This window comes from Thermanaerothrix solaris (assembly GCF_032334255.1).
Taxonomy (GTDB): Bacteria; Chloroflexota; Anaerolineae; order Anaerolineales; family Anaerolineaceae; genus Thermanaerothrix; species Thermanaerothrix solaris.
In genome coordinates, this window is record NZ_JAUHMF010000001.1 from 1,345,351 (window position 1) to 1,360,393 (window position 15,043).

14 protein-coding genes and 1 tRNA gene are annotated in these 15,043 nt (G+C 51.8%); 7 read left to right on the forward strand and 8 right to left on the reverse strand.

The features are described 5' to 3' along the window. Position 1: 1 nt before the first annotated feature. Positions 2–682: a response regulator transcription factor gene (locus QYE77_RS06260; protein ID WP_315624518.1), complete on the reverse strand. Its 681-nt coding sequence runs from the start codon at positions 680–682 to the stop codon at positions 2–4. Positions 683–742: 60 nt separating this feature from the next. On the opposite strand from QYE77_RS06260, the gene QYE77_RS06265 reads away from it, so the two are divergent. The 4 genes from QYE77_RS06265 (at position 743) to QYE77_RS06280 (ending at position 4,999) form a co-directional block, all read left to right on the forward strand. Then, entirely contained in the window at positions 743–1,966 is a 1,224-nt protein-coding gene (locus QYE77_RS06265; protein WP_315624519.1) for a ribonuclease D, read from the forward strand. A gap of 42 nt (positions 1,967–2,008) precedes the next feature. Next, on the forward strand, positions 2,009–3,403 hold the full coding sequence (locus tag QYE77_RS06270; RefSeq protein WP_315624520.1) for an MBL fold metallo-hydrolase: 1,395 nt from the start codon (positions 2,009–2,011) through the stop codon (positions 3,401–3,403). Positions 3,404–3,451: 48 nt separating this feature from the next. Beyond that, positions 3,452–4,852 carry a DUF389 domain-containing protein gene (locus QYE77_RS06275; protein ID WP_315624521.1) on the forward strand — a complete coding sequence of 467 codons (1,401 nt, stop codon included), beginning with the start codon at positions 3,452–3,454 and terminating at the stop codon, positions 4,850–4,852. Positions 4,853–4,911: 59 nt separating this feature from the next. Next, a tRNA-Ser gene (locus QYE77_RS06280) sits at positions 4,912–4,999 on the forward strand. Between the two features lie 230 nt (positions 5,000–5,229). Here QYE77_RS06280 and QYE77_RS06285 read toward each other — a convergent pair. From QYE77_RS06285 to QYE77_RS06315, 7 genes are all read right to left on the reverse strand, one after another. Beyond that, positions 5,230–5,472 (reverse strand): SWIM zinc finger family protein, encoded by a 243-nt coding sequence (locus QYE77_RS06285; RefSeq protein ID WP_315624522.1) that lies wholly within the window; start codon positions 5,470–5,472, stop codon positions 5,230–5,232. A gap of 140 nt (positions 5,473–5,612) precedes the next feature. Continuing rightward, on the reverse strand, positions 5,613–6,101 hold the full coding sequence (locus tag QYE77_RS06290; protein WP_315624523.1) for a GNAT family N-acetyltransferase: 489 nt from the start codon (positions 6,099–6,101) through the stop codon (positions 5,613–5,615). 32 nt (positions 6,102–6,133) lie between these two features. Then, positions 6,134–7,045: an SPFH domain-containing protein gene (locus QYE77_RS06295; RefSeq protein ID WP_315624524.1), complete on the reverse strand. Its 912-nt coding sequence runs from the start codon at positions 7,043–7,045 to the stop codon at positions 6,134–6,136. Between the two features lie 25 nt (positions 7,046–7,070). Then, a complete protein-coding gene (locus QYE77_RS06300) occupies positions 7,071–7,688 on the reverse strand; it encodes an NfeD family protein (protein ID WP_315624525.1) in 618 nt (205 codons plus the stop codon). Positions 7,689–7,951: 263 nt separating this feature from the next. Continuing rightward, the gene (locus tag QYE77_RS06305; RefSeq protein WP_315624526.1) at positions 7,952–8,749 is read right to left on the reverse strand and encodes a hypothetical protein; all 798 of its coding nucleotides are present in this window, start codon (positions 8,747–8,749) and stop codon (positions 7,952–7,954) included. Beyond that, the gene (locus tag QYE77_RS06310; protein ID WP_315624527.1) at positions 8,739–9,641 is read right to left on the reverse strand and encodes an ABC transporter ATP-binding protein; all 903 of its coding nucleotides are present in this window, start codon (positions 9,639–9,641) and stop codon (positions 8,739–8,741) included. Before QYE77_RS06310 ends, QYE77_RS06305 begins: the two co-directional genes overlap by 11 nt. Before the next feature lie 112 nt (positions 9,642–9,753). Beyond that, positions 9,754–10,266 (reverse strand): GbsR/MarR family transcriptional regulator, encoded by a 513-nt coding sequence (locus QYE77_RS06315; RefSeq protein ID WP_315624528.1) that lies wholly within the window; start codon positions 10,264–10,266, stop codon positions 9,754–9,756. Between the two features lie 254 nt (positions 10,267–10,520). Here QYE77_RS06315 and metG point away from each other — a divergent pair, with 254 nt between their 5' ends. From metG to QYE77_RS06330, 3 genes are all read left to right on the forward strand, one after another. Continuing rightward, positions 10,521–12,317, forward strand: a complete 1,797-nt coding sequence (gene metG / locus QYE77_RS06320) for a methionine--tRNA ligase (RefSeq protein WP_315624529.1) — start codon at positions 10,521–10,523, stop codon at positions 12,315–12,317. Between the two features lie 93 nt (positions 12,318–12,410). Then, positions 12,411–13,628 (forward strand): glycosyl hydrolase, encoded by a 1,218-nt coding sequence (locus tag QYE77_RS06325; protein ID WP_315624530.1) that lies wholly within the window; start codon positions 12,411–12,413, stop codon positions 13,626–13,628. A 148-nt stretch (positions 13,629–13,776) separates the two neighbouring features. Next, entirely contained in the window at positions 13,777–14,979 is a 1,203-nt protein-coding gene (locus tag QYE77_RS06330) for a glycoside hydrolase family 26 protein (protein ID WP_315624531.1), read from the forward strand. Positions 14,980–15,043: the final 64 nt, after the last annotated feature.

Genomic DNA, 15,043 nt, shown 5'->3' on the forward strand with positions numbered 1-15,043 from the left:
TTTATTCTTCAGTTTCGCGCAGAACATAACCCACGCTGCGCAGGGTATGGATCAAGCGGGGTTCACCTTCGGCTTCCAGTTTTTGTCTCAGGTAGCGGATATACACATCCAGGACATTGCTCTCGCCACTGAAATCATATCCCCAGATACGATCAAAGATCATCTCCCGCGTCAACACCTGACGGGGGTGGCGCATGAACAATTCTAAGAGGTCGAACTCGCGCGCCGTCAGTGAAATCACCCGCTGCCCGCGGCGAGCTTGCCGGGTACGTGTGTCTAATTCGAGGTCCGCAAATTTCAAAACGGGCGCCCGCTCAGCCTCGGTGCGCCGCAAGAGGGCCCGCACCCGGGCCAAAAATTCTTCTACTTGGAAGGGCTTGACGATGTAATCATCTGCCCCAGCATCTAAGCCCTGCACCCGATCCTGTACGGTGTCCTTGGCCGTTAACATCAAGATCGGCACTTTGCTGGCCGCACGTAAGCGCTGACATACTTCCAGGCCATCAATACCTGGTAACATCCAATCTAGAACCACCAAATCAGGGCGCGACTCGCGGAAGAGCCTGAGGCCGCTCTCTCCATCCAAAGCCGCTTCTACCACATAACCCTCATAGGTCAGTGCGCGTTTGAGAATACGCTGAATGGCTTCATCATCTTCGATAATCAGAATTCGCTCTTTCATATACCCTCCGCGTGTTGAAAATAATATATCACAACTTTTTCAACGCTGTTCTGCTCAGAGATGGGCAAATCCCATCCCCCTAAGCCGAGCAAGTACTTCCTGCCCGTCCATCCTTCTGCTATAATCCTGATCATGACCGTTGATGCCACACCACTTATTTGGGTAGATTCCCCCAAAGCCCTCCAAGACCTGGCTGAAGACCTCTCAACGTACGCTCAGGTGGCCGTAGACACCGAATCTAACAGTCTTTACGCTTATCAGGAACAGGTTTGTCTGATCCAGTTTTCAACCCCATCAGCCGATTACCTTGTGGACCCATTGCGCCTGAGAGATCTCTCCGCCCTCGGCCCGTTATTCGCCTCTGAACGAATTGAGAAAATTTTTCACGCTGCAGAATACGATCTCATCTGCCTTAAGCGCGATTTTGGCTTTACCTTCCGCAACATCTTCGATACCATGCATGCAGCGCGCATCCTGGGGCGGAGCGAAGTCGGATTAGCCAATCTACTCAAACAGGAATTCGGGCTCCAACTGGAAAAACACTATCAACGCGCCGACTGGTCTCAACGCCCTCTACCGCCGGCCATGTTGGAGTATGCCCGCCACGATACCCACTTCTTAATTCCATTGCGTCAACGTTTAGCCACTGCCTTACAGCAAAAAGGTCTCTGGGAACTAGCCCGGGAAGATTTTGCCCGTCTTACCGAAGTGAGCCCGCCCAACACCGATTTGAGCCGTGGGCCGGATTGGAATCTGGCCCAGCGCTATAACCTCACTCCTCAACAGATGGCTGTCTTGGCCGCATTATATGCCTATCGCGACGAGCAGGCGCGGCAGGCGAATCTCCCGCATTTCAAAATTCTCAGCAACGAGGTTTTACTTGAACTGGCGCGCACCCTGCCTCAGAATCCAAGAGACCTTTCCCGGCTGGGACTCCTGAATGCCAAACAGCGGGCACGATTCCAAGAAGGTTTGCTCGAGACCATCCGCGCGGCGCTTACCGCTCCTCCCCCGCCGCGCCCCCGTAATGGGATACCCGATGAGGCCGTTTTAGCCCGCCTGGAACATTTGCGCCAGTGGCGTAAACAACTGGGGCGGCACTTAGGCGTTGAATCCGATATCATATTGCCTCGTGACCTTATGGAGCGCATTGCCCGCGAGAACCCCACCCGCCTTGAGGATTTAGCCCAGATCATGCAATCCACCCCCTGGCGTTTTCGTCGCTTTGGAACGGAAATTTTGCGTGTTTTACAAGAGGCCAATTTTGCCCTTGCCCACCCCTGATTCACCCTAAGTTATCTTTTCAAATCCCAAAAGGAGCCCAATATGCGCATTCATTTCTTGGGGGCTGCTCAAACCGTTACCGGCGCCCAATTTTTGCTTGAAGTCAACAGCCATACCCTGCTTTTGGAATGCGGGCTTTACCAAGGTAAACGAGAAGAATCCTATCGCCGCAATCAGACGTTCGCGTTTGACCCCCGCCAAATTTCGGCAGCGATCCTTTCGCATGCGCACATTGATCACAGCGGGAATCTGCCCAACTTGGTCAAGCAAGGCTATGCCGGCCCAATTTACACTACCCCAGCCACTGCCGCCCTGACCGACATCATGGTGCGCGATTCCGCCCATGTCCTTGAGGCCGATGTCAACTATGTCAACAAAAAACGCCGTAAACGCGGCGAACCACCGCTAGAGCCCTTGTATACGGTAGCCGATGCTGAAAAAGTTGCACCACTTTTTCACCCTATTCCTTATCAACAACCCTTTGAACCTATACCCGGTGTGCAGGCGACCCTGGTTGACGCTGGACATATCCTGGGATCAGCGGCCATCGTGCTTGATATTGAAGAGCAGGGACACCGCTTCCGACTCTGGTTTTCAGGCGATATTGGGCGCGAACGTTTGCCACTATTGCGTGATCCAGTGCTACCCGAAGCCGCCGATTTTCTGATGATGGAATGTACTTACGGCGATCATCCGCATCACGACCCTGAGGAAGCCTACGAGCGCTTACGAGAGGTTACCGTACGTACCCTGAAGCGCGGAGGAAAGGTAATCATCCCGGCCTTTGCAGTCGGGCGCACCCAGGAACTGGTCTATTGCTATAATCGCATGCTTCAAGCCGGCGAAATTCCACCCGTGCCTATCTACGTGGATAGTCCACTGGCCGTGGCAGCCAGCCGCATCTTCCAACACTTCACCGACCTCTTCGATGAAGAAACCCGCGCCTTTGTCCAAAGTGGCGGTCACCCGGCGCTCAATTACCCCCAATTACATTACGTGCAATCCGTTGAAGAATCCCGCGCTCTCAATGACCGCATGGATCCAATGATCATCATCTCTGCCTCGGGAATGGCTGAAGCCGGGCGGATCCTCCATCACCTCAAACACAATATCCAGAATCCGCGCAACACAATTGTGATTGTCTCCTGGCAAGCGCCGGATACGTTAGGGCGGCGGTTGGTTGAAGGTGCCCCCGTTGTGCGCATCTTTGGCGAACTTTTCGACCGTCGCGCCGAAGTTGTGGCGATTGACGGGTTCTCTGCCCATGCTGGTCAGGATATGCTCCTACGTTATGCCCAGGCCAGTCAACCCTCAATTCAAAAACTGTTTCTGGTTCATGGCGAGCCGAACGCCGCCGGCGCATTAACGGAAAAATTAAAAGAGATTGGTTTCCGCGACATCCACTACCCCGCCAAAGATAGTTCGATTGATCTGTAATAAACATGAGACAATCGGAAAAACGATCTCCTTCTTTTACAGAAAAAAATGCTCCGTGTGTTTTGGAAAGGCGCTCGCCCGCTCACCGCACAGGAACGGGAAGAAATCATCATCGAACTAACCCCCCTTTCCTCACCCGGTTTTGACTTTTTCCTTCTGGTTGTGCTTTCAACCAGTATTGCCACGCTTGGCCTATTGACCAACTCACCAGCAGTGATTATCGGCGCCATGCTGGTTGCTCCACTTATGTCACCCATTCTGACCATTGGGCTGGCATCGGTTATTGGCGATAGCCGAATGCTCAGTTCGGCCCTCAGTGCCCTATTGCGGGGTGCCTTTCTTTCCATACTGCTGTCCTTTTTTATTACTATAATCAACATCAACCTGCCCATTTTATATCTGCAACAATTACCCCAAGAAGTCATCAGTCGGACACATCCATCACCCATTGATCTGGTGATCGCCTTGGCAGGCGGTTTTGCCGCTGCTTATGCGCTTACCCGAGAAAATCTTTCAGCTGCTTTGCCAGGGGTGGCCATTGCTACCGCTCTTATGCCACCCCTTTGTACCATTGGAATTGGCTTGGCTTTCAATGATATGGATGTTGCTGGTGGAGCGACGTTGTTATTTATCACCAATGCCGTTACCATTGCGTTTGCAGCGGGGTTAGTTTTCTTCTTGCGCGGATTCGGTTCACGCCGTATTCGTAAAGAAAAACGCCTGCCACAAAGTCTCTTCTTTTCCGCCGGTCTGATGATTATCTTATTAATTCCGCTTACTTATTACAGTTTTCAATTTTATAAAGATGCCAATGACAACCGCATGATTCGCGAAGTGATTGGGGATAAAGTTGCCCGGCTGAACGGCAGTGAATTGGAAAACATGAAAATTCAACGCAACCCAGAAGGTTTGGAAATTATTTTAACGATTCGGACAAATCGTTTGCTTAGTTATGATCAGGTGGTTTTTCTGCAAGAGTCTCTGGTGAATGAGTTACATCAACCGGTTTCGCTAAAAGTGAATCAGGTTTTTGCAGAATATTTAGATCCTCTCCTGCCGCCAACCCCAACGCCTACACGAACATCTACACCCACAGCAACCCCTGGACCGTCTCCAACTCCGACCTCAACGTTTACGCAAACTCCATCCCCAACTGCATCCCCAACCATCACGCCAACCACGACACCAACTTTGATGCCCACCCCCACAAATTTGCCCCAGCGCGTGCTGGTCGGACCGGTTACAATCCCACCTTTGCGAATTTATCAGGAGCCTGGTGGCCCGGTGATCGGTTACATTGAGATGGGCAAACCAATTTATCGGCTCTATCAAACCCAATTGTATCAGGGCCTGGTTTGGGTTGAAGTGCGGGACAGTGAAAACCGGGTTGGCTGGATTCCCGAACTTTATCTCCGCACACTTACCCCCTCACCCACCCTGACTCCCTGAACGGCATTCTTTGCAATCCTTACAAAAATTTTCGCACTTCTGCTATAATACCAACACCCGGAGAGGTGCCGGAGTGGACGATCGGGGCGGTCTCGAAAACCGTTGTGGTCCTTTGGGCCACCGTGGGTTCGAATCCCACCCTCTCCGCCTCAAACGTTGCCTTTTTCCCCAAAGCCCTACCGATAACATCAACCATGGGACAGGTGATGACACCTGTCTTTTTTTCATTTTTTTAGGCCTACCATCTGCTCGCGAGCTCGCCTCTTCGGGTGTTTTAGCGCAGATTTTACACTTCAACCAACCGCTTATTTAACCGAAAGCGGATCCTCCATAAACCCTGGGGATCCGCTTTCGTTTAAGAGAAAACCCCTTTACGGCTACGAATTGATCGGCTGGGTCAGCATATTCTCCAGGACGATTTCCAGGGCCATGGTGTGACTACACACACCACGACTGCGAAAGAATTCGCAATCACATTGCCATTTACCGTGGTCGAATTGAACCACATGGGTGTTATTTTCTCCTTCTACCGTCACCGTGAAGGTTTGAAAGCGAATGCGTTCACGCTCCTGGGCATATCGTCTGGCTTTCTCACGTTTGCCAATCATCCCGTAATCCATCACGCATCTCCTTTCATGGGTTGGAAAAAGGTTAAACAAGCAAAAAGGCACGCGAAATACCGCGTGCCGCGAAAGACAGGGAGCAAGGTAAAACAGGATGTTTCTTCATAGAGCCTGCTTTTATGATATACGCTCTTGCGTTATGAGTCAACTATTTTTTCCATGATTAATGCATCTTCGCCATCACTATAATAGTGCTTCCAAACGTCCACTTCGCGGTAACCCTCTCGATAATACAACTGAATGGCCGGCCAGTTTGTACGTCGCACGCTCAAACGGATACGGGGCATGTTTAACCGCTGCTCGCATTCCACCAGTAGCGACCGTCCGATGCCCAAGCGCCGATAATCCGGGCTGACACCCAAGGTCAGAATCCAGCCCAGTTTTTCTTTTGGTTTGGCTTCACCAGCAACAAAACCTACCAGTTGATCATCCACCACAGCCTTCAATCGTACAACGCCGGGCAAAGTTACGACCGCCACAATATCCAGCAAAGGCCAGGCATCACGACCAAAACAGGCCTTTTCCAAGCGATAAAGAGCCTGAATATCCCGCCAGTTGGCTTCGAGAATTTGATAATGAACTGTGGTAACCAAGTTCGCTATTTGCGTAGAGGGGAGTGTGGCCAAACTGACCAACTCCCCTCTTCAGATGTCAAAATCTAGGATTGGGGCGTCCCACCGCCCTGCTCACCGCGCAAGCGGATAAAATCTCCCAATAGGCCTGTGAATTCCATGGGGAAAATGTACTTGGTGGATGGCGACGTTGCCATGCTCTTGAGAGTCTCAAAATACTGCAAGGTAAGCGTCTTGGAATCCAAGCGATTGGCCACCGAGAAAATTTTCTCCAACGCCGCCGCATACCCCTCAGCCCGCAGGAGTTGTGCCTCACGCTCGCCTTCGGCAATAAGAATCGAAGCCCGCTTTTGACCCTCTGCCTTCAGGATAGCTGCCTGTTTTTCACCCTCGGCCACGTTGATCGCGGCTTCACGGGTACCGTTAGATTCGGTAACAATCGCACGCCGGTTGCGCTCAGCCGATAACTGTCGGTTCATCGCTTCTTGCACTTCGCGCGGCGGGATAATCTCGCGGATTTCAACATTGGTGACTTTGACACCCCACCGCTCGGTTACCTCATCCAGACGGGTGCGGAGCGCATGATTGATCTGTTCGCGTTCTGAGAGGACGCTGTCCAACATGATTGCCCCGATCACCGAACGCAGGGTGGTCGTGGCAATACCTTGAGCCGCCGCTTCAAAGTTAGCAACCTGCAAAACACTCTGCACCGGATCGAAAACCTTGTAATACCACAAGAAATCAATTGAAATGGGCGCATTATCACTGGTAATAGCGGTCTGCGCCGGGATCTCACGCACCTGCTCGCGCAAATCCACCCGTACGCCACGATCAATGAAAGGGATCAGGAAGACCAGGCCCGGTCCACGCGATCCCAGGCAGCGCCCCAGCCGGAAAACCACTAAACGCTGATACTCCGGAACAATACGAATGGCGGCAGCCAAAAACGCAATGCCTCCCACTACAATGACGCCAATTAGGCAATATACCAGTTCCATGAACACACCTCCTCAGAACACTCTTCTACGTCTCGGATTGAGATGATGAAGGCAAGGGTTCCACGACCAATACCAGGCCCTCACGCCCAACCACACGCACTCTAGCCCCCATGGGGATGGGGATTTCACTGCGTGCACTCCACTCTTCACCACGGATATAGACGGTTCCTTCGCGATATATCGCCGTGCGCGCTTCGCCTATCGCCCCCATTAACCGTTCTAGCGAGATTTCCGGACGGCGGCGAATGGCCTCCAAGCCTTTCCAACCCACCAGCCAGAACAAACCCACTGCTACAGTCGAAGTTACCGCGGCTAAAAACGGGTTCACCGCCAGCCCACCTTCCGGGGTTTTAAACAGAAAGATAGAACCAACGACAAAAGCCGCACAGGCGATAACCAGGTAAAACCACCGCCGTGAAAAACGCAAGGCCATTAAAAACGGCACAACGCCCACCACCAATAGCGCCAAGGCCCAAGCGTTAATGCTAAGGCGTGCGATTCCTAAACCTGCGAGAACCAGAGCGAAGAGCGCGCCGATCTCCAGAATACCGGTGCCAGGCGAAAAGAGAGCCAACACGCCCAACACCAGGCCAACCACCAACAGAAAATACGCTACATTTGGGTCAATCAGGGGATTTATCACGGCGGAGCATCTCCTCACTGTTCATTATACAATAATCCTGCTCCACTCTGGCCTTTTGCACAACCCCATCTTTCGAACCCTAATCTCCAGTAGGCTTTCAATCCATTAACGTAGAAAGGGCGCCCGCTCAGCGCCCTTTCTACACACCGATATTAGATTGACTTGCCCTGTCTCACCAACCCACCAGGAGTAAAACCTGAACCAGGAGGAGGATTTATGCCTTTATCTTAATCGAGATCTCTTAAGAAAGGACAAAGAAGATGTTATCGTTCGGTTAACAATTTTTTATCTTTTGAATATTGCGGCGCTTCAAGTATTCGACCTTGCCTAAAAATCCAGGCTAATCCGCCTGCAAGTAACAGATTAATCCCTCCCATAAACCACCAACCCACCTGCGCACTTTCTCCACCCTGAATAGTTACAACATAGTAATACCAGGGCAAAATAAAGCGCAACCAGGTTAGAAAGGGAATGTGCTGGCTCCAGCCATATAGAAGCAGGCTTACGCTCATGAGACCGACCGCGCTCCCCATTCCCACCCAGGTATTCGCCGCAAAGAGCGCCGCCAACATACCAACGTGGATGAGCAGCATCAAAAACAACCCTAGTGCCACCCAGCGCGCCGGGGTTAGGATGCTGCTTACACTTCTCCCGCCTTCTAACACAGTCGCCCCAAGCCATCCCCCAATGATTCCACTTCCTAACAACAAAAGTAATAAGAGCACGTGGAAGCCCCAGCCACCCAGAAAAAGTATCCACCGGCGAACGGGCAACGTCAAAAGAAATGCAATGGTTTCGCGAGAGATCTCCTCACCCAACCACCGGCTGGCTTCAAGAACTAAGGGAACGCCCATGAGAAAAGGCAATATCAGGGTGAACAAAACCCCTTCCCCCCCTTCATCGGCCAGGATAGTCAGTTCCAGCCAGTCCGGCAAATTTTCAAAGGAAAGGCTGGGTGTGATACCCAGCCAAATTATTATGGCCACCAGGACGCCCGCGCCCGAGCCCAGCAACCACCTCAACCTTGCCCGTAAGGCGGTTGCTATCATGTCAGGCAGCATAACCGCCAACTCCGTAATATCGGCGATAGATTTCATCCAGGCTAGGCTGCTGGCTGATAAAATCGGTGATGCGATATTGACTGGCTACTTTCAGGAAGGCATCCGGATCACCGCGTAACGTACAGCGTAGTTTATTCTCTTCCAAGTACAATTCTTCCAGGTTGGGCAGCCCGGCAAAGGCTTCACAAGCTACTGGGGTAGCAAAACGCATCTCAATTCGGCGCAGGGTCTTCGCTCGCAACTGCACCCCACGTTCCACCGCCAAGATACGCCCCTGCCACAACAGGGCAACGCGATCACATAACCGCTCCGCCTCTAATAAGGAGGAGGTTGTGAAAAACACCGTTCGCCCCTCGGTCCGGGCTTGCCGCGCCAAGCGAAAGAACACATCTTGCGCTACGGTATCCAATCCCACAGTGGGCTCATCCAGAATCAACACATCCGCCGAAAACATGAAGGCATGGACGAGGAATAGGATTTTCCGCTCACCCCATCCATAGGCACCAAATGGTCGGCTTAGATCCAAACCAAACTGATGCGCCAGATCTGCGGCACTTTCGGACAGAGGCAAACGGCGGGTCTGAGCCAGCAGGCGTAGCACTTCGTCACCGCGCATCCAAGGATAGAAAACGCCCTGCTCAGGGGCATAACCAATGCGCTGGCGTAAGGCTAAACCCTGGCGCAGCGGGTCCATCCCCAGCACCATCACCCGCCCACGCGTTGGTCGAATCAAACCCAACACAAGGCGGATCAGGGTGGACTTGCCCGATCCCTTCGGCCCCAGGACCGCATAGATCTCACCTGGTTCCACATCCAGGGTTACATTTTCGACGGCCACCCGGCGATCGAAATGCTTGCTGAGGTTTTCGGTGCGAATAACCAGATACCGCATGGCAGACCTCCTTTTGCCTTCAGCAGGATCGCCGGCGAAAAATCCACCGGCTGGTGGGGTTCCAGCCGGTGGGAGTAAGGTCTCATTTACGATAATGAAACCATTCAGTCCCTCAGGCCGGAACCTCCTTGCGGGATTGCCAGGCTTCGAGTAACTTCTGATAGGCATCCTCAACCATAGCTGCCCAGGCAAGCATTTCTTCCAGGCGTTGACGGGCGGGATGACTTGCCTCTAACCCTTGCAAGCCCTCTTCGGCCATCTCCCGCAGCGTCTGAATGCCCTCCAAACGCATCTCCAAGGTACGCTCCCAAGCCTCTTCCGAGAAAACGTAGTAATCAGAACGTTCGCCGGGGAGTGAGATTCGCTCAATCAGACCGGCCATGAGCAATGATCGCAGATTGGTTGAAATGCTGCTCCGACTGACCTGCAGAACATCGCTCATCTCCTCGGGAGAGACCGGGCGCCGCGCCACCAGGAGTAGCCCTAAGATACGCCCTCCGATGCGCGGGATGCCATAGTCCTCGAAGTACAATCCCATGTTTTCAATGAACTGGGATAAGGCAACGGTGTCTCCACTTAGAAGAGGAGGACTATCCGAGCCACTATCCGTTTCGTCTGACACCATAAGCCTGCTTCTCCCGAAAAACTCCAAGGGCTAATTTTGTGTATATCTATTTTATATCTTATAGTTTTTTCTGTCAATACTGAAATGATTGAAACCATTGCAATAGATATTGGTGTTATAACGTCTATCTCTATCAACATAGTTGTAAAGACAAACCCTCGCTTACTCTTCTGCCCCACCCATTACCCCAACCCTGCGGTTTCGTGATAAAATCTCGGCACATGCGTTGTATTTTGGATGACTGAGGTGACTCGATGTCTGAACCCATTCTGGTAGCCGTCGCTTGGCCCTACGCTAATGCCGAAATTCATGTCGGAAACCTGACCGGCTCATACCTGCCTGCAGATATTTTCGCGCGCTATCAACGCATGAAAGGTCGGCGCGTGCTCATGGTCTCGGGTTCGGATGCCCACGGTACGCCGATCACGGTACGCGCCGATGCGGAGAAAACCTCACCACTCGCGGTTTACCAGCGGTATCATGCCACGTTCCTGGAACTGTTCCAACAGTTGGGACTGACTTACGATTTATTCACCAGCACGCATACTGAAAACCATTTTAGCGTTTCGCAAAAGATGTTCTTGGCGCTGTTGAAGAACGGCTATCTGTACCGCGATCGCCAGTTGCAGTGGTATTCGCTCACCCAGCAGCGCTTTTTACCCGACCGCTATGTTGAAGGGACATGCTATATTTGCGGTTATCCTAATACCCGCAGCGACCAGTGCGACCGCTGTGGTAATGTGCTCGATCCCGAAAAGCTGATCAACCCGCGTTCGCGCATTGACGGTTCGGTGCCTGAATTGCGCCAGACCGAGCACTATTTCCTTGATTTGGCTAAACTTCAACCTCAGATCACTGAATTCCTTCGCGCCCGCGAATCCTACTGGCGACCCAATGTGCTACGCCAATCCCTGGGCCTAATCATGACCGAGGGCCTCAAAGGCCGCCCGATTACGCGCGATTTGGATTGGGGCATCCCGGTGCCTGTGGAAGGCATGGAGGGTAAATGCCTTTACGTGTGGTTTGAGGCCGTCATCGGCTATCTCTCGGCGACCATTGAATGGAGCCACCTGATCGGGGAACCCGAAGCCTGGCATGCTTGGTGGCATAGCCCGGATGCACGTTCATATTACTTCATCGGCAAGGACAATATCCCTTTCCATGCCATCATCTGGCCCGGCCAACTTATTGGCAGCGGTGAGACGCTTGACGCCCTCCTGGGTAGCCGTGACCCCAAGCCCTTTGTGTTGCCGCATGACGTCCCGGCCAACGAATTCATGAATCTGGAGGGGCAGAAGATTTCGGGCAGCCGCAATTGGGCGGTATGGGGGCGTGATTTTCTTTCCCGCTACGATCCCGACCCCCTGCGTTACTATTTGACGGCAAACATGCCTGAATTCCGCGACACCGACTGGGACTGGGAAGACTTCATCAAACGCAACAATGATGAACTGGTGGCTACTTGGGGTAATTTGGCTAACCGTGTGTTATCCTTTGCCTACAAGCATTGGGAAGGTGTAGTTCCAGACCCGGGTGAGTTGACTGCCCAGGATCAGGAACTTCTGGCCACGGTGGAAAAGGGCTTTGAGACCGTGGGTCAAGAACTGGAAGCGGTGCATCTCCGCGCCGCGCTGGGTGAAGCCATGCGTCTGGCCACCGAGGTCAATCGCTACCTGGAGCAAACCGCGCCCTGGCTGAGCATTAAAACGGACAAAGCCGCCGCTGGGCGAGCGATTTACACTGCTCTGCGCGCAATTGATTCACTGAAAATCCTATTTGCACCCTTCCTGCCTTTTAGCAGCGAGAAACTGCACCGCTATCTGGGCTACACCGAACCCCTCTTTGGCACGCAGAGCACGCTGAGCGTATCCGACAGTTTGGGCGAGCACACCGTGCTACGGTATCACCCCGAAAGCGCGACTGCGCGTTGGCAGCCCAGCCAATTGCGCCCCGGGCAACCCCTGCAACCGCCCCAGCCCCTCTTCCGCAAACTGGATCCCAGCGTGGCAGCCGATGAACGGGCGCGGTTGGGGGAGAGGGTAAGTTCTTGATTATGGCATGCTGGTTCCGGGTCTATCGTGAATCCACCAGAAAAGTCCCCGCGCACAAACCAACATTAGAACCAACCAAAGGAGGGTTAGACGATGCCCAGAGCGATTTCGAGAATCCTATCGTTGATTTTGATCCTCACGACGACACTTGCGTGCCAGGCATCCACCAACATCCCTGGTAAAGTTTCTGCCGCTACTCCTGACTCCCAAAACACAACCCTAGAACTTCCTACGCCGACTTTGACCTTTCTTCCCTTGGTGCGTAACGGGACTCCCAAATTTTTGGGGATCATTATGAAACATTATTGGTCCAGGGAAAATGTGGAACAATACATGCCCGAAGCAGATGCACTGGCTGGCAAACAGCATACCGCGGTCGGATGGTTCATAGATATTCAAGATCCGGCGTTTTATGAGGATTGGGAAACAGAAAGCGCGCTTAATCGCAACAATTTCTACCGTCAACTCGAACAACTGTGGCAAAAGGGCTACATCTCTTTGGTCAAAATTGGTTCTACTGACACTGCGCGCAGCATTTACGAGGGTAAATACGACAATCGTCTGACCCAAATGGCTAAGATTTACAAACGGTGGATTGATCAGGGTGGTAGCCGTAAGGCTATGCTGGCACCTTTACAGGAAATGAATGGCGACTGGGTGGCTTACTATGATTATCCTTCCGAACCCGAGGATCTTAAGCAAAAATTGGAACAACGGCAAAGAGAATTCAGGCTCGCCTATAACCATATTCAAGACGTATTCACCAGAAATGGTATAGACCGCTCGATGGTCTGGTGGGTTTTTGCTCCAAACGGTTTGAGTTCGCCTGATGTACCCGAGAACAATTTTGAATACTATTATCCGGGCGATGATCGGGTAGATTTGGTCGGCTTTGCATCCTATAACTACGGATTCTGCCCGGCAACTCTGAGCCCAGCCTGTGCCAACGGTGATTGCGGACGTTGGGAAAATTACGACACGATTTACACCCCATATATCACTCGTATGCAGAAAATGGCGCCCACAAAGCCCATTCTGATCACCGAAACCGGAAGTTCGGCGATATACACGAAGGAGGATCGGGAAAAAAACACTTACAATTATGCGATGAAGGCCGAATGGCTGCTCCTTAACTATGGGTATCTAGCGCGTCAACCCATGGTGCTGGGAGTGTTCTATTTTGACGTGAATGACTTCGATGGTAAATTGTGTGATTTAGCCCTTCCGCGCGAGAACTTTGGCGGCTACCGGGAAGCAGTGACGGGTTACCAGTACCTTCCTGCTTCGGTTTTGGATGAGTACATCCCCTAGTAAAATTATTTGCTCTACTGCATAGACAACTGGGGGCTTCAAAAGCCTCCAATTGGTTTTCGGCGTGCGCCTTACAAAACTGTTGGGACATAGGTAGACGCAATCCCCTATAATGGGTGCAAATCTGGGAATTAAGGAGAAAAGAATCATGACGTTTTTTCCCGATCAATTCCCTAAATTGGATGGGAAAAGATATATAAAGCAGATTGGGATCATCGTCTTGTTAGTTGTCTTGCTCGGTCAGCCCTATCTCGTTCACGCCCAACGTAGCTCGGGCACAAAGTTGTACCTACCCGTAGTGCTTAACCGTTGGGGGGATTTTACAACGGCGCGCAAGTTCCTCGGTATTTACATGCCAGTCTATTGGACTACAGACAGTGTAAGACCTAATATGTCTCGAGCCGATACCCTAGCAGGTAAGAAACACAGCGTAAGTGGTTGGTTTATCTCTCTCCAAGATATTGCTTTCACAAGTCGCCAAACCGACAACCGCACCAACAACTTCTTCCGCCAACTTGAAGCCCTCTGGCAGGGTGGTTATATATCCTTTGTCAATATCATGGCGGCAACACAAGTTTCTAGTAATGAAGTCAATGATAATTGCCCATTTAGCCCCACAGCCTACCAGATTGCCAAAGGCGATTGCGATAAGGCTATCCAAGGTATGGCTGAGCTGTATAAACAGTGGATTGGTCAAGGAGGTGGCCGGATTGCTTTTATTGCCCCCTTGCCGGAGATGAATGGGGTAAGAAGCGATGGGCAATTATGGACCTCTTACGGCGGTGACCCTGCTAATTTCCAGTTGGCTTATCAGCGATTTCAGAGCATTTTCAAGCAACAAGGCGTAAATGAGGATCAGGTCTGGTGGGTATTTGCGCCCAACGGTTGGAGCGTTAACAGCCACAAATTTGAAGACTATTATCCTCGTGGAAGCATCGTAGATGCCATTGGCTTCAGTTCGTATAACTTTGGATATTGCAAAGTGGCTTACCCTTGGCAGCGCTGGGAAGATTACACCACTCTTTATGAACCCTATATCGAGCGAATATATGCCCTCGCCCCTAATAAGCCTATCATCATTACCCAAACCGGAACCACGGCAGAGCAATCCTACACAGGAGAAAACAACACCACAGCCAAAAACAAGTGGTTAGAAGATAATTACCGATGGCTGGCATCTCAACCTCAGGTACTGGGCATTATGTATTACGATTACGATCAATCAACGTGGGAATGTAACTGGCGCATTCTCCAGGATGACGCGACTTTCAAACCGGGCTATCAAGCCGGGGCCTCAGCGACAGCCTTTCAAGCCTTAACGGCTCAAGATTTACGCAGCATCATCCCGTAATTCTTAGAGTCTTAGATCAACAAGCACAGATTTATAACTCGATTTATAATTAGCCCTTGCCAAC